At 55.8% G+C, this 20,014-nt stretch carries 17 protein-coding genes; 10 read left to right on the top strand and 7 right to left on the bottom strand.

The window, feature by feature from the left end:
• Positions 1 to 164: 164 nt before the first annotated feature.
• Entirely contained in the window at positions 165 to 2,186 is a 2,022-nt protein-coding gene (locus JLG71_RS03275) for an NADPH-dependent 2,4-dienoyl-CoA reductase (protein WP_200913969.1), read from the top strand.
• A gap of 50 nt (positions 2,187 to 2,236) precedes the next feature.
• Here JLG71_RS03275 and rlmG read toward each other — a convergent pair whose 3' ends face one another.
• Both rlmG and JLG71_RS03265 read right to left on the bottom strand, forming a co-directional pair.
• Positions 2,237 to 3,367 carry a 23S rRNA (guanine(1835)-N(2))-methyltransferase RlmG gene (gene rlmG, locus JLG71_RS03270; RefSeq protein WP_200913968.1) on the bottom strand — a complete coding sequence of 377 codons (1,131 nt, stop codon included), beginning with the start codon at positions 3,365 to 3,367 and terminating at the stop codon, positions 2,237 to 2,239.
• Positions 3,368 to 3,471: 104 nt separating this feature from the next.
• Entirely contained in the window at positions 3,472 to 4,815 is a 1,344-nt protein-coding gene (locus JLG71_RS03265) for a glycoside-pentoside-hexuronide (GPH):cation symporter (RefSeq protein ID WP_200913967.1), read from the bottom strand.
• A 107-nt stretch (positions 4,816 to 4,922) separates the two neighbouring features.
• Between JLG71_RS03265 and JLG71_RS03260 the strand changes: the two genes are divergently transcribed.
• The 3 genes from JLG71_RS03260 (at position 4,923) to JLG71_RS03250 (ending at position 8,143) form a co-directional block, all read left to right on the top strand.
• The gene (locus tag JLG71_RS03260; protein WP_102803972.1) at positions 4,923 to 5,789 is read left to right on the top strand and encodes a helix-turn-helix domain-containing protein; all 867 of its coding nucleotides are present in this window, start codon (positions 4,923 to 4,925) and stop codon (positions 5,787 to 5,789) included.
• Positions 5,790 to 5,917: 128 nt separating this feature from the next.
• Entirely contained in the window at positions 5,918 to 7,561 is a 1,644-nt protein-coding gene (locus JLG71_RS03255) for a glycoside hydrolase family 43 protein (protein ID WP_200913966.1), read from the top strand.
• 78 nt (positions 7,562 to 7,639) lie between these two features.
• Positions 7,640 to 8,143, top strand: coding sequence for a M48 metallopeptidase family protein (locus tag JLG71_RS03250; RefSeq protein WP_025108311.1), 504 nt, complete (start codon positions 7,640 to 7,642; stop codon positions 8,141 to 8,143).
• On the opposite strand, the gene JLG71_RS03245 is transcribed toward JLG71_RS03250, so the two are convergent.
• Entirely contained in the window at positions 8,123 to 8,497 is a 375-nt protein-coding gene (locus JLG71_RS03245; protein ID WP_004105955.1) for a type II toxin-antitoxin system death-on-curing family toxin, read from the bottom strand. The two genes, JLG71_RS03250 and JLG71_RS03245, sit on opposite strands and share 21 nt — an antisense overlap.
• Positions 8,494 to 8,715 carry a type II toxin-antitoxin system Phd/YefM family antitoxin gene (locus tag JLG71_RS03240; protein ID WP_004105957.1) on the bottom strand — a complete coding sequence of 74 codons (222 nt, stop codon included), beginning with the start codon at positions 8,713 to 8,715 and terminating at the stop codon, positions 8,494 to 8,496. Before JLG71_RS03240 ends, JLG71_RS03245 begins: the two co-directional genes overlap by 4 nt.
• A gap of 159 nt (positions 8,716 to 8,874) precedes the next feature.
• Here JLG71_RS03240 and JLG71_RS03235 point away from each other — a divergent pair, with 159 nt between their 5' ends.
• From JLG71_RS03235 to sstT, 3 genes are all read left to right on the top strand, one after another.
• Positions 8,875 to 9,864, top strand: coding sequence for a Gfo/Idh/MocA family protein (locus tag JLG71_RS03235; RefSeq protein ID WP_057173194.1), 990 nt, complete (start codon positions 8,875 to 8,877; stop codon positions 9,862 to 9,864).
• Between the two features lie 250 nt (positions 9,865 to 10,114).
• Positions 10,115 to 11,083, top strand: coding sequence for a TerC family protein (locus JLG71_RS03230; protein WP_048260487.1), 969 nt, complete (start codon positions 10,115 to 10,117; stop codon positions 11,081 to 11,083).
• A 254-nt stretch (positions 11,084 to 11,337) separates the two neighbouring features.
• On the top strand, positions 11,338 to 12,585 hold the full coding sequence (gene sstT, locus JLG71_RS03225) for a serine/threonine transporter SstT (protein WP_004105963.1): 1,248 nt from the start codon (positions 11,338 to 11,340) through the stop codon (positions 12,583 to 12,585).
• A gap of 18 nt (positions 12,586 to 12,603) precedes the next feature.
• On the opposite strand, the gene JLG71_RS03220 is transcribed toward sstT, so the two are convergent.
• From JLG71_RS03220 to uxaC, 3 genes are all read right to left on the bottom strand, one after another.
• Entirely contained in the window at positions 12,604 to 13,158 is a 555-nt protein-coding gene (locus JLG71_RS03220) for a YgjV family protein (RefSeq protein WP_014226934.1), read from the bottom strand.
• 244 nt (positions 13,159 to 13,402) lie between these two features.
• The gene (locus tag JLG71_RS03215) at positions 13,403 to 14,890 is read right to left on the bottom strand and encodes a UxaA family hydrolase (RefSeq protein WP_014226935.1); all 1,488 of its coding nucleotides are present in this window, start codon (positions 14,888 to 14,890) and stop codon (positions 13,403 to 13,405) included.
• Between the two features lie 18 nt (positions 14,891 to 14,908).
• Positions 14,909 to 16,321: a glucuronate isomerase gene (uxaC, locus tag JLG71_RS03210; RefSeq protein WP_025108313.1), complete on the bottom strand. Its 1,413-nt coding sequence runs from the start codon at positions 16,319 to 16,321 to the stop codon at positions 14,909 to 14,911.
• Between the two features lie 481 nt (positions 16,322 to 16,802).
• Here uxaC and JLG71_RS03205 point away from each other — a divergent pair, with 481 nt between their 5' ends.
• The 3 genes from JLG71_RS03205 (at position 16,803) to yqjA (ending at position 20,007) form a co-directional block, all read left to right on the top strand.
• Positions 16,803 to 18,104: an MFS transporter gene (locus JLG71_RS03205; RefSeq protein WP_004854445.1), complete on the top strand. Its 1,302-nt coding sequence runs from the start codon at positions 16,803 to 16,805 to the stop codon at positions 18,102 to 18,104.
• A gap of 127 nt (positions 18,105 to 18,231) precedes the next feature.
• Positions 18,232 to 19,008 (top strand): transcriptional regulator ExuR, encoded by a 777-nt coding sequence (gene exuR / locus JLG71_RS03200; protein ID WP_004854448.1) that lies wholly within the window; start codon positions 18,232 to 18,234, stop codon positions 19,006 to 19,008.
• Between the two features lie 336 nt (positions 19,009 to 19,344).
• Positions 19,345 to 20,007: a DedA family general envelope maintenance protein YqjA gene (yqjA, locus tag JLG71_RS03195; RefSeq protein ID WP_004125499.1), complete on the top strand. Its 663-nt coding sequence runs from the start codon at positions 19,345 to 19,347 to the stop codon at positions 20,005 to 20,007.
• Positions 20,008 to 20,014: the final 7 nt, after the last annotated feature.

Here is a 20,014-nt window from a genome sequence, read left to right as displayed (position 1 = left end):
CCTTCTCCCTCTCCCGGAGGGAGAGGGCCGGGGTAAGGGAGAACCTTCCGCCGTTCTTTGAATCCCATCACAATCGCCGCACTCCCCTTTTCCCTTTTCGCCCGCGGCGGCTAAATTAGTAACTCATCCGACCACATAACAATAATTTTACACTGGAAGAGATTATGAGCCGCTACCCGTCGCTTTTCGCCCCGCTTGACCTGGGGTTCACAACGCTCAAAAACCGCGTGTTGATGGGCTCGATGCACACTGGCCTGGAGGAGCTGCCGGACGGCGCACAGCGGCTGGCGGCGTTTTACGCCGAGCGCGCCCGCCACGGGGTGGCGCTGATCGTCACCGGCGGGATTGCCCCGGCGCCTTCCGGCGTCACCATGGCCGGCGGCGCGGTGCTTAACGACGCCAGCCATCTCGCTCATCACCGCCATATCACCGATGCGGTACACGAAGAGGGCGGCAAAATCGCGCTGCAGATCCTGCATACCGGGCGCTACAGCTACCAGCCGCAGCTGGTGGCTCCTTCCGCGCTGCAGGCGCCGATCAACCCCTTTACGCCTCACGAACTGAGCCACGAAGAGATCTTACAGCTGATCGATGATTTTGCCCGCTGCGCCCAGCTGGCGCGGGAAGCCGGGTACGACGGCGTCGAAGTGATGGGCTCGGAAGGCTATCTGATTAACGAATTTCTTGCCGCGCGCACCAACCTGCGCGACGACCAGTGGGGCGGCGACTACGCCCGACGCATGCGTTTTGCCGTAGAGGTGGTCAGAGCCGTGCGGGAGCGCGCGGGCAGCGATTTTATTATTGTCTACCGCCTGTCGATGCTCGACCTGGTCAGCGGCGGCAGCACCCTGGCGGAGGTCACCGCGCTGGCGAAAGCGATTGAGGCCGCCGGGGCCACGATTATCAATACCGGCATCGGCTGGCACGAGGCGCGCATTCCCACCATCGCCACTCCGGTACCGCGCGGCGCGTTTAGCTGGGTCACCCGCAAGCTGAAAGGCGCGGTGTCGATCCCGCTGGTCACCACCAACCGGATTAACGATCCCGCCGTGGCGGAGGCGATCCTGGCCCGCGGAGACGCCGACATGGTATCGATGGCCCGCCCTTTCCTCGCCGACAGCGAATTTCTCTCTAAAGCACAGAGCGGGCGGGCGGATGAGATCAATACCTGTATTGGCTGCAACCAGGCCTGCCTCGATCGGATCTTCGCCGGTAAAGTCACCTCGTGTCTGGTCAACCCGCGCGCCTGCCATGAAACCCTGATGCCGATAGCGCCCGCGACCGCACCGAAGCGGCTGGCGGTAGTCGGCGCCGGTCCTGCCGGCCTGGCCTTTGCCGTTAACGCCGCCTCGCGCGGGCATCAGGTGACGCTCTTTGACGGGCACCATGAGATTGGCGGCCAGTTTACTATCGCCAAACAGATCCCCGGCAAAGAGGAGTTCCATGAAACTCTGCGTTATTACCGTCGGATGCTGGATCTTACCGGCGTCGCGCTGCGGCTTGAAACCCGGGTGACGGCCGACGATCTGCGGGCATTTGATGAGATTATCCTCGCCACCGGGATCGCCCCGCGGATGCCGGATATCGCCGGGATCGATCATCCGAAGGTGCTGAGCTACCTCGATGTCCTGCGTGATAAAGCGCCGGTCGGCGAGAAGGTGGCGATTATCGGCTGCGGCGGGATCGGCTTTGATACCGCCATGTACCTCAGCCAGTCCGGCGTCGCCACCAGCCAGAATATCGGCGAGTTCTGTGCGGAATGGGGGATCGATACCAGCCTGCAGAGCGCGGGCGGATTACGCCCGGAAGGGATGCAGCTGGCTAAAAGCCTGCGCCAGATCGTGATGCTGCAGCGCAAAACCAGCAAGCCCGGCGACGGGCTGGGGAAAACCACCGGCTGGATCCACCGCGCCACCCTGCTGGCCCGCGGCGTCAAAATGATCCCCGGCGTCAGCTATCAACGGATCGATGATGCCGGCCTACATGTGACGATCGGCGGCGAATCTCAGGTGCTTAACGTTGATCATGTGATTATCTGCGCCGGTCAGGATCCCCGCCGCGAGCTGGCCGATCCGCTGCAGGCGGCGGGTAAAACGGTGCATTTGATTGGCGGCTGCGACGTGGCGATGGAGCTGGACGCCCGGCGGGCAATCGCTCAGGGCACCCGGCTGGCGCTGTCGATTTAGGGAAAGGAAACCCGGCCGGTAGCCGGGGAAACCGGGAAAGCCGATAACGCTCAGCGCTGTTTGCGCACCTTTGTCGCTTTCAACACCACAAATTTATTATTGGTGGCGATCGTCGTGCAGTTACCGAACGCTCGTTTCAGCTTGCGGAAATAATCGAGATGGCGGTTGCCGACGACATACAGCTCGCCGCCGTACTTCAGACTGCGGCGGGCGTCGTTAAACATCTGCCAGGCAATATGATCGGTGATCGCATGCTGCTGATGAAACGGCGGGTTGCAGAGGATGGCGGCGAAGCGGTCCGGCTCAATATCGGACAACGCGTTATTCACCACAAACTCGCAGCGCTCGAGGTCATCCGGCATATTGGTTTCGACGTTCAGCCGGCTGGAAGCGACCGCCATATAGGATTCATCGGTAAACATCACCCGGGCGTCCGGGTTTAAAGCCAGCGCTTTCAGGCCAATCACGCCGTTGCCGCAGCCAAGATCGGCGATCTCGCCTTCAATATTTGCCGGCAGATGCTCCAGGAAGAAGCGCGCGCCAATATCCAGGCCGCTGCGGGCGAACACGTTGCCGTGGTTGTGAATCGTCCACGGCGTACCGTCCAGCGGCCAGCTGTAGGTTTGCGGCGCATCGGCCACCTCAGGCGCGGTAAAGGTACAGAAAATCAGCCGCGCCTTTTTCCATGCCAGCGATGTGGTGGTGGTGCCGAGGATCTTCTCAAACAGCGCCAGGGTGGAATTGTGGACATCCCGCGCTTTCGCGGCGGCGATGATACGGGTTTCCGGCGTGACAACCTCGCGCAGCGCGCGCAGCTGCTGCTCCAGCAGCGCCAGCTGCTTCGGAACCTTAATGAGCACCAGCGCCGGCGCGGCAGGCAGTTCGCTCAGGGGATCCTGAAAACGTACGCTCTCTTCATCAATGCCGTTCATCCGCAGGTTGTAGCGGGTCGCCAGCTCAGACACGTAGGAATCGTTGATGCTGACCGGGTTGCGTTCCGCCAGCGCGCAGCCCAGCGCGCCAAAGCTGTCATTGAAAATGAGCGTCAGGCCGTCGACGTCATTCACCTGTTGCAGCAGATATTCATCCGCCGCTTCCCACGCCTGAAGCGCTTCCTCTTCAGCATTCGGCGGGAACCGCTCTAATGTGAATAACTCACCGTTTAACTCTACCTGGCTCATCGCCTTTGTGCCTCCGGAACTCTAAAACCCGCGAGTTTATACGCAAACTTCGCCCAGTAGAATAGAGATGCGCCGATTATCTCCATCTGCCGGGCGACAGTCCGTTACGCCGGGAGGTCGTCCTGCGCCAGGCGCGACAGGCGTTTATCGTCCAGGCTGTACTTGCTCATGATAACAATCAGCAGCGCCACCAGCACCCCGGGGAAGACGGTGAACAGCAGCTTGATCATCTGCAGCGCGGAGTCGGTTTGCTGCGCTGCGCCGCCAACGTAGTCGCCCCATGCCAGCATATAGCCCACCAGCGCGCCGCCGATGGCGATCCCCAGCTTGATGGCAAACAGGTTCGTTGAAAAAACGATCCCGCTGAGCTTTTTACCGCTGCGTTTCTCTTCCGCATCGATAATATCGGACAGCATGCTCCACTGCAGCGGCGTGGCGGCCAGCTGAATAATATTGATGATAATCACCAGCGCAAAGATAGCGGCCACGTTCCCCGACGGGACGAAGTACATGCCTATCAGCAGCGCCGCCTCGATGGCCATCGAGATTTTAAACCCTTTCACTTTATCAATATTTTTAAAGATAAACGGGGAGAGCATCGCCCCCAGCACGCCGGAAGCCAGGGTGGTGGTCAGCAGCAGACTGCCCAGATCCGCCCGCCCCATAATGTTGTTGACGTAATAGAGCGTGGTCCCGCCTTTAAACAGCACCGCAATCAGGTTAACGACGTTGAGCGCGAAGAGAATGCGCCAGTCCTTGTTGGTGAGCAGGGTTTTCAGATCGTCAAGAATGCTGCTTTGATTGTTGACCGCGATATCCGTGGTGTAGCGCTCTTTCGTCAGGCCGAAGCAGATAAAGAACAGAATGATGCTCAGGCACCCCATCACAATCATGGTGTAAAAATAGCCGTTTTGCACATTACCCTGACCCAGCCAGGCCACCAGCGGCAGCGCGGTCAGGGAGACAATCAGACCGCCGAGCGTACTGAGCGCAAAGCGCCAGGACTGAAGCGAAACGCGCTCGCGGGAATCGTTAGAGATATTATTGATCATCGCGCAATACGGAACGTTAATCGCCGTATAGACCAGCGATAATAAGGTATAAGAAACATAGGCGTAAATCAGCTTGCCGGTATAGCCGAAATCCGGCGTATAAAACGTTAAGCAGCAAAGTACGCCAAAAGGAATCGCGAACCATAAAATATAAGGGCGGAATTGCCCATATTTAGTCCGGGTACGATCCGCCACCGCCCCCATTAATACATCGGTGACCGCGTCTAATACCCTGACTGCGAGAAACATGGTCCCCATATGCGCCGGACTTAAACCAAATACATCGGTATAGAACCAGGCCATAAACAGCATCACCGTCTGCCAGACTAAATTACAGCCGGTATCCCCTAACCCATAGCTAAATTTTTCTTTAATACTGATACGGGCAGTGTTCATCGCGCCTCCGCCAGAAAGATCGTTAATATTTGTCCTCTGTACGTTATTGCTTAGGGCTTACCGATTATGTATAAATCATCCTGTTAAATATAAGAAGAGTGTACCCGATGAGTGATGAATCTCCCGTTTTCGAAAAGATCCCCGTGGGCGCCGGCGAGCTATTTACCCTGCGGGTAGATAACATAAATAATTTCAATGGCATAAACGTAGTCCCGCATTTTCATATGATGGACGAACTGATGTGGTTCAGAGAGTCGGAGGGCAGCTATTCGATTGGTGATGAGAAATTTACGATAAAAAACAATACTCTGATTTTTGTTCCCGCCTTACTGATCCATGAAATGACGCTCCCGGCCGCCGCCAGCCACAAGCGTTATCTTATGCAATTCGAAAAAGAGTGGCTCGAGGGATACGACCTGTCGCTCCCCGCCGCCCACTGCGGCGCGGTCGCTTACCTTTCCGGCGAGGAAGCCGAGCGCCTGGAGCTGCTGCTGAGCTGGTGCGGCGAGTTCAGCGACTTTACTGATTCGCTGTTTCGCTCCCTGATGCAGAGCGTACTGCTGCACGCCTTTAATAGCCTGAAAGATTCCGTCCCCATTACCGAACGCACCAACCATCGCTATCTGAGCGAGCTGATCGAACTTCTGCAATCTATTGATGAAAATGAAAATTTTGAGATGACAACCGAAGAAGCCGCCCGCCGCTGCCGGTGGTCGAAATCCTGGTTTTCCCGCACCTTTAAATCCGCCTTCGGCATCAGCTTCAAAAAATTTATGCTGCTGCGCAAACTGAATATCGCTATCAATCTACTGACCAACACCGACCTGAAGATTAGCGATATCTCGCAAAGCGCCGGCTTCACCGACAGCGCCTACTTCTGCCTCAAGTTTAAAGAGATGATGAACGACACCCCGCTGGCCTTCCGTCACAAAGTCAGAAGCACCGATGCCGTAGGGCGTCAGGCGGAGAAATAACGCGTTTTTGTGAGCCGCATCACCGGAGAAGTAGACGTTTATTATATAAATAGCCAGAGTCTATATATCCCCGTCGCCATCGCCTATTTACAATCATCGCTATATTTTGCGCATTAAGGGTAAATACGATGATTCAGAATCCTGTGTTTAAAGGTTTTAATCCTGACCCCAGTATCTGTCGGCGCGGCGATGATTATTATGTGGCGGTCTCTTCCTTTGAATGGTTTCCCGGTCTGCCGGTTTATCATTCGAGGGATTTAAAACATTGGCAATTACTTACCCACGTTCTTACCGATGATAATAATCCGGATTTAAAAAAGCTGCCCTCCGCCAAAGGCATTTGGGCACCGAGCCTGACCTGGTGTGAAGAGGAAAAGCTGTTCTACGTTATTTATGGCGTGATGAATTCCATGAATTCACGTTATTTCGATATAGATAACTATCTTATTACCGCCAGTGAAATCACCGGCCCGTGGAATGAGCCGGTTTATCTCCACTCTGCCGGGTTCGATGCCTCCATTTTGCACGACACCGACGGAAAAAAATGGATCGTATCCCTGGAGTGGGAAACCCGCGAAGGTTACGAAAAACCGGGCGCCATTTGCCTGGTGGAGTATTCGCCGCAAACGCGAAGCGTTGTCGGCTATCCGCAGCGGATCTGGCGCGGCGGTACCGATCGCGGCTGTATTGAAGCACCGCATTTGACGCGCCGCGGCGACTATTACTACCTGATGGTCGCCGAAGGCGGCACCGGCTACGGCCATGCGGTCACCATGGCGCGCGCAACGCAGGTCGCCGGCCCCTATGAAGGCGATCCGCAAAACCCCATCGTCACCTCCTGGCCGGAGAACTATAACGCGCGCCACGACGCAGACCATCTCAAACCACACTACTTCAATCCGCAAACCTATCTGCAAAAAGCCGGGCACGGCAGCTACGTCGAGACCCCGACGGGCGAAGTCTGGTTAACCCATCTTTGCAGCAGACCCTTCCGCCAGGCGCTGCGCTGCCCGCTGGGCCGCGAGACGGCGATACAAAAGATGGTATGGAGCGACGATGGCTGGCTGCGCATGGCGGCCGGGGGGAACCTCGCTCAGCACCAGGTGGAAGAGTCTAATCTGCCTTCTCAGCCGTTTCCGGCTAAACCAGACAGGGATGATTTTGATGGGCAGACGCTGGATAACGCCTTCTATGCGCCGCGGATCCGCCTTCAGCGCTTTACCAGCCTTGAACGTAAAGCAGGCTACCTTGCCTTACGCGGCCAGGAGTCGCTGAGCTCGCTCAATAAAGTCAGCCTGCTGGCGAAAAAGCTCACCTCGGTATACGCCACCATCGTCACGAAGATGGAGTTCAGCCCGGAGATTTATCAGCACAGCGCCGGCCTGACGCTCTATTACGACAACATGAACTATCTGTTTTTGCATAAAACCTGGGATGAAGCCTCCGGCGCAGCGCAGCTGACCATCATTTATATGGATAACGGCGAGCGTCACGACGACCCGCAGAAAATCCGCCTTGCGGAGGGAGAAGTCTATCTGGCGATGGCGATTAACGGCCGGGAGATACAATGCTCGTGGTCCGCGGATGGCGAAAAATACCAAAACATCGGCGCGGTCTACGACACCTCGCATTTTTCCGATGAATACAGCCGCTACGGCGAGTTTACCGGCGCGTTTGTCGGCATGGCCTGCGTGGATAGCATGCTGCATCGTAAAGAGGCGCTGTTTGACTTCTTTAGCTACCGGGCGGTAGAAGACGCGATAATCGAGTAACGCCGCCTTTCTGGCATCCTGCCCGCGCGGGGTGCTAGAATCCCCGGCAGTTGTCGCTGAATGACCCAAACAGGCTGCATGAGCACTTTAACCTATCTCCAGGGCTACCCTGAATCCCTGCTGGCGCAGGTCACCGCGTTAATCGAACAGAACCGTCTCGGCGAGGTGCTGAAAAAGCGCTATCCGCAGGGTCACGATATCAACAACGATAAAGCGCTGTACCAGTATACCCAGGATCTGAAGTCCCGCTATCTGCGCGGCGCGGCGCCGATCAATAAGGTGATGTACGACAACAAGATCCACGTGCTCAACAACGCGCTCGGCCTGCATACCGCCATCTCCCGCGTTCAGGGCGGCAAGCTGAAGGCGAAAGCCGAAATTCGCGTCGCCACCGTCTTTCGCGATGCGCCGGTGGATTTTCTGCGGATGATCGTGGTGCACGAGCTGGCGCACCTGAAGGAAAAAGAGCACAACAAAGCGTTCTATCAGCTGTGCTGCCATATGGAGCCGCAGTACCATCAGCTGGAGTTTGATACCCGCCTGTGGCTGACCCAGCTTTCGTTAGAGCGCCAATTGCCGTAACGCATCAGCAAGAACCACTACCGTAGCTTCGCCTGTCGCAGCCAGCACAGTGAGTTCTTCCAACCGGGTATCTTCATCAGCGATAAGATACCCATTGCGGGCCAGGAACGTCATGGTGATAAAAAAAGCAGTCCTCTTATTACCATCATTAAAAATGTGCCCACGCGCGATAGCGACCCAATAGGTTGCAGCCAGTTCAAAAATGTCGTTCACCCCTTCATAGTGAAAGCGGTTCTGTACACGATAAATTATGGCTTCCGCCCGACCAGGATCGGACATACCTTTAACGCCGGGGAGATGTTGTAAAATGCGATCATGAAAGGCAATGACTTCGCTTGCGCTCACCCATTTCATCGATCGGTCAACGCCTTAACTGTGCGGCCGTGTCGCTGCATAATAAAATCAAACTCCGCATCAAGTTTGGCATTCATAAACGTTTCATATTCCGCCTTACTGATCAAAACATTAGACGTTCCATCACGCCGTGTAATTTCAATCGGTTCTCCGCTGGCAGCGGCGTCCATGACGGCCGCAATATTCTGTCTGGCTTCAGATGTACTGTATGAGCGCATAAATTTCTCCCGGCTTGAATTGTACACATTAATTGTACGCTTTATGCGTACATCAGACAACTCACCACTCTTCGAGCTTCTGCGCCATAGCGCACTGGTTTTGTCATGATGGCGTGCTACAGTGACGAAAGGTCCCTTTTACGGAGTTCGTCAACGTTTATGATACGTTTCGCAGTTGTTGGCACAAACTGGATAACCAAGCAGTTTGTCGATGCCGCCCATGAAACCGGCAAATATAAACTCACCGCCATCTACTCCCGCAGCCTTGAGCAAGCCCAGGCCTTCGCCAGCGACTATCCCGTCGAACATCTGTTCACTTCGCTGGAAGATTTAGCGCAAAGCCCTGACGTTGACGCGGTCTATATCGCCAGCCCAAACTCGCTGCACTTCCCGCAAACCCGCCTGTTTCTGCGCCATAAAAAGCACGTGATTTGCGAAAAACCGCTGGCCTCGAACCTGCAGGAAGTTGAAGCCGCGATCAAAACGGCGCGGGAAAATAACGTGGTGCTCTTCGAAGCGTTCAAAACCGCCAGCCTGCCAAACTTCCAGCTGCTTAAACAGTCGTTCGACAAGATCGGCAAGCTGCGCAAAGCCTTTATTAACTACTGCCAGTACTCTTCCCGCTATCAGCGCTATCTCGACGGTGAAAATCCCAACACCTTCAATCCGGCCTTCTCTAACGGTTCGATCATGGACATCGGCTTTTACTGTCTGGCCTCCGCGGTGGCGCTGTGGGGCGAGCCTCGCGCGGTGCACGCAACCGCCAGCCTGCTGGAAAGCGGCGTCGATGGCCAGGGCACGGTCGTTCTCAGCTACGGAGATTTCGATGTCACCCTGCACCACTCGAAGGTCAGCGATTCCGCCATCCCCAGCGAAATTCAGGGCGAAGCCGGCGCGCTGGTGATCGAAAAAATCTCCGAATGCCAGAAAGTGTGCTTCGTGCCGCGCGGCGGCAAGCCTCAGGATCTCACCCAGCCGCAGCATATCAATACGATGCTGTATGAAGCGGAGGAGTTCGCTCGTCTGGTCGAAGCCAACGAGGTGGCTCATCCGGGTCTGGAAGTGAGCCGCATCACGGCGAAGCTGCTGAGCGAAATTCGTCGCCAGACCGGCGTGGTCTTCCCGGCGGATAGTCAACCGGTAGCGTAAAGCTGTGTAAATGGTCCGTCGGCCTCCATTGACGCCATTTATAACCTGTAATACTTTGTTACGCGCAAAGGGGAGTAACTTCCTTGCCGGCCGATCGTCATTACGATGCGTGAAAAACCGCATCCGGTCGCCGGGCAACAGATTCTTGTTGTAAGTGAGACCTTGCCGGAAGGCGAGGTCTATGCATAAAAGCGCAGCGGCTGCCGTCTTCCGACGTCAGCCGTTTTGTTTTTATGTAAGGAAAATAGTAATGAATACTGTCGGCACACCGTTGTTATGGGGCGGATTCGCAGTGGTCGTGGTCATCATGCTGGCTATCGATCTGCTGCTGCAGGGACGGCGTGGTGCGCATAGCATGACCATGAAGCAGGCCGCTGGCTGGTCCATTCTCTGGGTTACCCTCTCGCTGCTGTTTAACGCCGCTTTCTGGTGGTATCTGGTGCAGACCGAAGGTCGCGCCGTGGCCGACCCGCAAGCGCTGGCGTTCCTCACCGGCTACCTGATCGAGAAAGCGCTGGCCGTGGATAACGTCTTCGTCTGGCTGATGCTGTTCAGCTACTTTGCCGTTCCGCCTGCGCTACAGCGCAGAGTGCTGGTTTACGGCGTACTGGGCGCGATCGTGCTGCGTACGATCATGATCTTCGCCGGCAGCTGGCTGATTTCTCAGTTTGAATGGCTGCTCTACGTCTTCGGCGCATTTCTGCTGTTTACCGGCGTGAAGATGGCGCTGGCGAAAGAGGACGATTCCGGGATCGGCGATAAACCGCTGGTGCGCTGGATCCGCAATCATCTGCGCATGACGGATAAAATCGAAGGTGAACGCTTCTTTACCCGCAAAAACGGTGTTATCTACGCCACGCCGCTGCTGCTGGTGCTGATTCTGGTCGAGCTAAGCGACGTTATCTTTGCCGTCGACAGCATTCCGGCCATCTTCGCCGTGACCACCGATCCGTTTATCGTGCTGACCTCAAACCTGTTCGCGATTCTCGGCCTGCGTGCGATGTATTTCCTGCTGGCGGGCGTCGCGGAGCGTTTCTCCATGCTGAAGTACGGCCTGTCGGTGATTCTGGTGTTTATCGGCATCAAGATGCTGATTGTCGATTTTTACCATATTCCCATCGGCATTTCGCTGGGCGTGGTCGGCGGTATTCTGGCGTTGACGCTGCTTATCAACGCCTGGGTCAATAAGCAGAACGATCGGAAAAAACAGCTGCAGTAAGACGTAAACGGCCGGGTGAAGACCCGTTTCACCCGGTCGGCAACGTTTGCCGCGCATTATTCTTACTCATGTCACAAAATAGTTAATACATAGTTAAAAAATAAGATCTCAGCGCGATAAACAGCATTTTACCCTTCCCCAGAAGCGTTCTTTCCGTATACTCAACCAGGCAAACATCTATTTACATCCGGACATAAACGTTACAAATAATACGTAGCCGGGACGGACAGCGACATCACTGGAAGGAATGAATTATGGCAACCCCATCACCCCGATCGACCCTGCTACGGCGACTGGCTCAGGGCAGTCTGGTCAAACAAATTTTAATTGGTCTGGTACTCGGCGTGCTGCTGGCGACGGTCTCAAAACCGGCCGCCGTGGCGGTTGGACTGCTGGGTACGCTGTTCGTCGGCGCGCTGAAAGCGGTGGCGCCGGTGCTGGTACTGATGCTGGTCATGGCCTCTATCGCCAACCATCAGCAGGGGCAGAAAACCAGCATCCGCCCGATTCTGTTCCTCTATCTGCTGGGGACTTTTGCCGCCGCGTTAACCGCGGTGCTGTTCAGCTTCCTCTTTCCGTCAACGCTGCACCTGAACGCGGCGGCAGAGAGCATCACCCCACCGTCGGGTATTGTCGAAGTCCTGCGCGGGCTGCTGATGAGCATGGTTTCTAACCCCATTGACGCGCTGCTGAACGCCAACTATATCGGGATTCTGGTATGGGCCGTCGGTTTAGGATTCGCGCTGCGCCACGGCAATGAAACCACCAAAAATCTGATTAACGACATGTCCCACGCGGTTACCTTTATCGTTAAAGTGGTGATTCGCTTTGCGCCGCTGGGTATCTTCGGCCTGGTCGCTTCCACGCTGGCGACGACCGGTTTTGAAACCCTGTGGGGCTATGCCCAGCTGCTGCTGGTGCTGGTTGGCTGTATGCTGCTGGTGGCGCTGGTGATTAACCCGCTGCTGGTGTTCTGGAAAATCCGCCGCAACCCGTATCCGCTAGTGATGACCTGCCTGCGCGAAAGCGGCGTATACGCCTTCTTTACCCGCAGCTCCGCCGCCAACATTCCGGTGAATATGGCGCTGTGCGAAAAGCTGAATCTGGATCGCGATACCTATTCGGTCTCTATTCCGCTGGGCGCGACCATTAACATGGCCGGCGCGGCGATTACCATCACGGTTCTGACCCTGGCGGCCGTACACACGCTGAATGTTCCGGTCGATCTGCCGACCGCGCTGCTGCTGAGCGTGGTCGCCTCGCTGTGCGCCTGCGGCGCCTCCGGCGTGGCGGGCGGGTCGCTGCTGCTGATCCCGCTGGCCTGTAATATGTTTGGTATCCCGAACGATATCGCCATGCAGGTGGTCGCCGTGGGCTTCATCATCGGCGTTCTGCAGGACTCCTGCGAAACCGCGCTGAACTCCTCGACCGATGCGCTGTTCACCGCCGCCGCCTGTATCGCTGAAGACGAACAGCTGGCGAAAAACGCCCTGCGCAGTTAATCTCACCTCTCCCCTCCGCTAACGCGCGGAGGGGTTCTCTTTCTGCCCCGCCTTTTCCGCTTTAAACGGATCGATACCGCGCTTTTGCATCCGCCGGAATCGGATGATATTCAGACCGTTCATCAACAGGAAGCTGCCTTCAATCAGGGTGCCGCCGATCGAGCCCAGCCAAAAGTTGTGGATCACCCAGCAGGCGGTCGAACACCACATGACGCAGCGGACGGTTAGACCCGAGCAGCGAAAGAGCGCCCAGGTACTGGCCAGGGTGCCAATAATCGGCAGCAGCTCCATGGCGTGCTGCAGCTTCGCCAGCCCCAGCACCAGGGTGAGCACGATAAACAGGGCCATCACCCACAGCCTGCGGGTGCGCATGGAGATCAGGGTGCGGACGGTATTCAGCTCGGCGCTCATTCCCGCCGGCCAGGCGCCCATCAAAAAGAAATGCACGCCAATAGTGGCGCTATAGACGGCCAGCTGTAGCTTAAAGCGACGCTCATCGCGGTTGAAAAAGGTCGTAATCCCGATCAGAAAGGCGATAACGCCGACGCCCTGGGCAAGCCAGTATGCGGTCATGAAAAGTCCTTATATACCCGTCATACTTCAAGTTGCATGTGCGTTAGCTGCGTTCGTTCACCCCGGTCACTTACTTCAGTAAGCTCCCGGGGATTCGCTCACTTGCCGCCTTCCTGCAACTCGAATTATTTAGGGTATAAGACAAAACGGCGCATCATACTCTGAAACGCCGCTTTTGAAACGACTCCCTTTATTACTCAACAAGGTTTCACGCCGCAGCTGTGGCGTGAAAGATGACGAGTAATTAAAGGGTGACGCCGCTTTTGAATATCGCCAGCTCGCGGAAATCATTACGCTCATTGCAGGTCTGCTTACCGTTCGCAAAGGCCACAATGGTATCGACAAACTCCTCCAGCAGCTGCGGCATCGCTTTACCGTGAATCAGCTGACCGGCATCGAAGTCGATCCAGTGTTTTTTCTTTGCCGCCAGCTCGCTGTTGGTGGCAATTTTCACCGTTGGCACAAAACCGCCGTACGGCGTGCCGCGACCGGTGCTGAAGAGCACCATATGGCAGCCCGCGCCGGCCAGGGCGCTGGTCGCAACCGCATCGTTGCCCGGGGCGCTCAGCAGGTTCAGGCCGTGCACTTTTAGCCGCTCGCCATAGCGCAGGACGTCGACCACCTGGCTGGAGCCCGCTTTCTGCGTGCAGCCCAGCGACTTATCCTCCAGCGTCGTGATACCGCCCGCTTTGTTGCCCGGCGATGGATTCTCATAAATCGGCTGGTCATGAGCGATAAAGTACTGTTTGAAATCATTAACCATCGTCACCAGCTTGCCAAACGTCTCTTCATCGCGACAGTGGCTCATCAGCAGCTGCTCGGCGCCGAACATTTCCGGCACTTCGGTCAGCACGGTGGTGCCGCCGTTGGCAATCAGATAATCCGAGAAGCGGCCCAGCATCGGGTTTGCGGTGATGCCGGACAAACCGTCAGAGCCGCCGCACTCAAGACCAAACTTCAGTTCGCTCAGCTTACCCGGCTCGCGCTTGTCGTGGCGCATCACTTCATATAGCTGGCGCAGATGCTCCAGCCCGGCTTCCACTTCGTCATCCTGGTGCTGGCAGATCATAAAGTGGACGCGGTCAGGGTCGAACTCGCCCAGCGTTTCGCGGAAGGCATCAACCTGATTGTTTTCGCAGCCCAGGCCGACCACCAGTACCGCCCCGGCGTTCGGGTGGCGCACCATATTTTGCAGCATGGTACGGGTGTTGATGTGATCGTCACCGAGCTGTGAGCAGCCGTAGGTATGGCTGAAGAGATGAACGCCGTCGATACCTTCCGCGTCGTTGGTTTCCTTCAGAAAACGGTTCTGCATCTGGCGCGCCATGGCGTTAACGCAGCCGACGGTCGGCAGGATCCACAGCTCGTTGCGCACCCCGACTTCACCATTGGCGCGACGATAAATCTGGATGTCGCGATCCGCCGGCTGCGCGGCGGGTTCGATCAGATCCGGTTGATAGCTGTACGCGTCGAGATCGCTTAAGTTAGTACGCGTATTATGGGAGTGGATATGTTCCCCCGGCGCAATATCCGCCAGCGCATGCCCTATCGGCAGACCATACTTAATGACGTTGTCTCCCTTCGCAATGCCGCGCAGCGTAAACTTATGCCCGCGCGCAATATCCTGCGCCAACGTGACAGTATCGCCGTCAATGGTGACTACCGTGCCTGCCGCCATATCCGCCAACGCTACCGCGACGTTATCGTGCGAATGGATTTTAATGTATTGCATATCAACCGACCTCTGGTCTTAGTTCAGTTCAATGGCGAAGTAGTCACGCGCATTGTTAAAGCAAATGTTTTTCACCATCTCGCCCAGCAGCTGAATATCCGCCGGCGCTTCTCCCGCTTCAACCCAGCGGCCAATCATCTGGCACAGGATGCGGCGGAAGTATTCATGACGGGTGTAGGAGAGGAAGCTGCGGCTATCGGTCAGCATCCCGACAAAGCGGCTCAGCAGGCCAAGCTGCGCCAGCTGGGTCATCTGACGTTCCATACCGTCTTTCTGATCGTTGAACCACCAGCCGGAACCGAACTGCATCTTGCCCGGCATGCCTTCGCCCTGGAAGTTGCCGATCATGGTACCCAGCACTTCGTTGTCGCGCGGGTTCAGGCAGTAGAGGATCGTTTTCGGCAGCAGGTTTTCTTCGTTCTGTTTGCTGAGCAGTTTGGACAGCTCTTCCGCCATCGGGCGGTCGTTAATGGAGTCAAACCCTACATCCGGCCCTAACAGTTTGAACTGGCGCAGGTTGTTGTTGCGCAGCGCGCCGATGTGGTACTGCTGCACCCAGCCGCGGCGGGCGTATTCCGCGCCGAGGAAGACCAGTACCGCCGTTTTGAACTGCGCGACTTCATGCTCGCTGAGGGCTTCACCCGCCAGACGACGCGCCAGGATGCTATCCAGTTCGCTTTCGTTGGCTTCGGCGAACAGCACCACGTCGAGCGCGTGGTCAGAAACTTTACAACCGTGAGCGGCGAAGTGATCCAGACGTTTGGTCAGCGCGGACTGGAGGTCGGCAAAGCGGCGAATGTCGGTGTCAGACACTTCGCCCAGCTTCGCCATGTAGTCGTTGAAGGTGGCCTGTTCGATGTTGAAGGCTTTGTCCGGGCGCCAGCTCGGCAGTACTTTCACGGAGAATGAACTGTCTTTAGCGACGGCGGCGTGATGTTCCAGCGAATCGACCGGATCGTCGGTGGTGCCGACCATTTTCACGTTCATCTGCTGCATGATGCCGCGAGCGGAAAAGCTATCCTGCGCCAGCAGATCGTTGCACTGATTCCAGATTTCATCCGCCGTCGCCGGAGAGAGAACCTTACCTGTAATACCAAAAGGACGGCGCAGCTCAAGATGCGTCCAGTGGTATAACGGGTTACCGATGGTATGCGGTACGGTGGCCGCCCAGGCGTCAAATTTCTCGCGATCGGAAGCATCGCCGGTGCACAAACGCTCGGCTACGCCGTTAGTACGCATCGCGCGCCATTTATAGTGATCGCCTTTCAGCCAGATGTCATACAGATTTTTGAAACGATAATTCTCCGCGATCTGCTGCGGCGGCAGGTGGCAGTGATAGTCAAAAATCGGCTGGTCTTTCGCGTAATCGTGGTACAGGCGGCGGGAAAACTCGGTATCAAGCAGAAAATCTTCGGTCATAAACGGTGTCATTTTCGTGTCCTCTTCGCCCCCTGGGGAGCCCATCAGATGATTGACTATAATGCTGACAAAGTTATCACACCAATTTCCACAGGCCGAAGTATTTTTCGTGAGTTAGATCAATAAACGATGACAAAAAAAGTACCATCAAAGGAGTAAACGCCCCGCCAGAGCGCGCCAGCTCTGGCCTTTTTCGCATGAACGAATGCCCACACAAACTTTCCCACTTTTGTGACGTCACTCAACTTTTGAAGTTGTATGACAAGTTATCTTGCTGCCGTCGAAACATATAAACCGACGGAATGCATTACCGACGAACTATCACGTCGGATTTACCGGTATGGACACCGAATTAGACACAACAGTTAATGGCAAGGTTCGGGCCATACGAGGTTTCCTCTCCTGAACCCTCCGTTTCACCTTCTTCGCCTCAGTTACAGGGCTGGAAGATAGCCGCACCCGCTGCGGATATATAACAAACGATGAGGTTTACATGCGTAAAATTAAAGGGTTACGTTGGTACATGATCGCACTGGTGACGTTAGGTACCGTGCTGGGGTACCTGACGCGTAACACTGTGGCGGCAGCTGCGCCGACTCTGATGGAAGAGTTACACATCTCCACCCAACAGTATTCCTATATCATCGCGGCCTATTCCGCTGCCTATACCGTTATGCAACCCGTTGCCGGCTACGTGCTGGATGTTTTAGGCACTAAAATCGGCTATGCCTTCTTTGCTATCGCATGGGCAGTGTTCTGCGGCTCTACGGCGCTGGCGGGAAGCTGGGGCGGTCTGGCGCTGGCGCGCGGCGCGGTGGGTGCCGCCGAAGCGGCAATGATCCCTGCGGGCCTAAAAGCCAGCTCCGAATGGTTCCCGGCAAAAGAGCGTTCTATCGCCGTTGGCTACTTCAACGTCGGCTCCTCGATCGGCGCCATGATTGCCCCACCGCTGGTGGTTTGGGCCATCGTGATGCACAGCTGGCAGATGGCGTTTATTATCTCCGGCGTTCTGAGCTTTGCCTGGGCGATGGCGTGGCTGATTTTCTACAAACACCCGCGCGATCAGAAAAAATTAACTGAAGAAGAACGCGACTACATTATCGGCGGCCAGGAATCTCAGCATCAGACCAACAACGGCAAGAAAATGTCGCCGTGGCAGATTCTGCGCAACCGTCAGTTCTGGGGTATCGCCCTGCCGCGTTTCCTTGCCGAACCGGCGTGGGGGACCTTCAACGCCTGGATCCCGCTGTTCATGTTTAAAGTCTACGGCTTTAACCTGAAAGAGATCGCGATGTTTGCGTGGATGCCGATGCTGTTTGCCGATCTTGGCTGTATCGTTGGGGGCTATCTGCCGCCGCTGTTCCAGCGCTGGTTTGGCGTTAACCTCATCGTTTCGCGCAAAATGGTCGTCACCCTGGGCGCGGTGCTGATGATTGGCCCGGGGATGATCGGTCTGTTCACCAGCCCGTTTGTCGCTATCGCCCTGCTGTGCGTCGGCGGCTTTGCTCACCAGGCGCTGTCCGGTGCGTTAATTACCCTCTCTTCCGACGTGTTTGGGCGTAACGAAGTAGCGACGGCGAACGGCATGACCGGTATGGCCGCCTGGCTGGCGAGCACGATGTTTGCCCTGGTGGTTGGCGCGCTGGCGGACACTATCGGCTTTAGCCCGCTGTTCGCCGTGCTGGCGGTTTTCGATGTGCTGGGCGCCGTGGTTATCTGGACCGTGCTGAAAAATAAATCGGCGGATGACGACACGACACCGCTGGAAACGAGTAAACCCGCCACGCAAAGCTAGAGGCACGCGAGTTATCCCCTCCGAAAGCCGCCTTGATTAAGGCGGCTTTTTCGTCTCTTCTTATGGTGAGAAGCGCGTAAAAGTGGTATAACAAATCCAATATTGTCGCCATCTCCCGGGAGCGAATATGGAAATCACTGAATCGCGTCGTCTGTATCAGCAGCTTGCTGCTGAGCTTAAAACGCGCATTGAACAAGGTGTCTACCTTGTGGGCGATAAGCTACCCGCAGAGCGGTTTATCGCTGATGAAAAAAGCGTAAGTCGTACCGTGGTTCGCGAAGCCATCATTATGCTGGAAGTTGAAGGCTACGTTGAGGTCCGCAAAGGCTCCGGCATCCACGTCATCTCTAATCATCCAAAACATCAGCAAATTGCCGACGAATCGCTGGAATTTGCCAATTATGGTCCTTTTGAGCTGTTGCAGGCCCGTCAGCTGATAGAAAGCAATATTGCCGAATTCGCGGCGACTCAGGTGACCAAGCAGGACATCATGAAGCTGATGGAAATCCAGGAAAAAGCGCGTAAAGAGAAGTGCTTCCGCGATTCCGAATGGGATCTTCAGTTCCATGTCCAGGTCGCGCTGGCGACGCAAAATACGGCGTTAGCCGCTATCGTCGAAAAAATGTGGACCCAGCGCGTGCATAACCCGTACTGGAAAAAACTGCACGACCATATCGATTCACGTACCGTCGATAACTGGTGTGACGATCATGACCAAATTCTTAAAGCGCTGATTCGCAAAGATCCGCATGCGGCTAAGCTGGCGATGTGGCAGCATCTGGAAAATACCAAGCTGATGTTGTTCAACGAAACCAGCGACGACTTTGAATTCAATGCCGATCGCTACCTGTTTGCCGATAATCCCGTGGTTCATCTCGATACGGCCGCCAACGGCGTAAAATAGACGTTCTCCTTCTGCAGGGCAGCGATTCCTCCGCTGCCCGTAAAGCCTCAGGGTAAGCAAAGCATATATAGTGTCAGCCTGTGTAAATACACTCGCCACCCTCCTTCGCAATCAGCAAAATCAGAATGCAACAAACTGCAATTTCTATGACGTAAAGTCAGCGGGTTTGTTACAATTAGATGCATTTTGTCGTTCTGAGAGTTAGCTTTGGCTTACTTCACTTTTAAACAGGGAACCGTTCAGAGCGCAGTAGCGACCATAATCTAATAAAAAGCTATGTCGCCGTGCATATACCGCGTTCAGACGTGCCGTTAACCGATGTACCAGGAATCGTGAATGGAACTATTAACCCAATTATTGAACGCCTTGTGGGCTCAGGATTACGAAACTCTCGCTAATCCCTCCATGATTGGCATGCTGTACTTTGTCTTATTTATGATTTTGTTCCTTGAGAACGGTTTGCTGCCCGCCGCCTTTTTGCCCGGCGATAGCCTGCTTGTGCTGGTCGGCGTCCTGATAGCCAAAGGCGCGATGGGCTTTCCGGAAACGCTGCTGCTGCTCACCGCGGCGGCAAGTCTCGGCTGCTGGCTGAGCTATATTCAGGGCCGATGGCTTGGCAATACGCGAATCGTACAAAACTGGCTATCGCACCTCCCTTCGCACTATCATCAGCGCGCGCATCACCTGTTCCATAAGCACGGGCTTTCCGCACTGCTGATTGGCCGCTTTATCGCTTTCGTTCGTACGCTGCTGCCGACCATCGCCGGGCTATCAGGCCTGAGCAGCGCACGCTTCCAGTTTTTTAACTGGATGAGCGGGCTGCTGTGGGTTCTGATTCTGACCTCGCTGGGATACCTGCTGGGGAAAACGCCGGTATTCCTGAAGTATGAAGATCAGCTGATGTCCTGCCTGATGCTGCTGCCCGTCGCGCTGCTGGTGTTTGGCCTGATAGGTTCGCTGATTGTCCTGTGGAAGAAAAAATACAGAAGCCGGGGCTAACGATGGA

The organism is Klebsiella michiganensis, assembly GCF_015139575.1.
GTDB classification, from domain to species: Bacteria; Pseudomonadota; Gammaproteobacteria; order Enterobacterales; family Enterobacteriaceae; genus Klebsiella; species Klebsiella michiganensis.
Note: the sequence above shows the minus strand (reverse complement) of the source record. Positions and strands in the feature narration are given on the sequence as shown.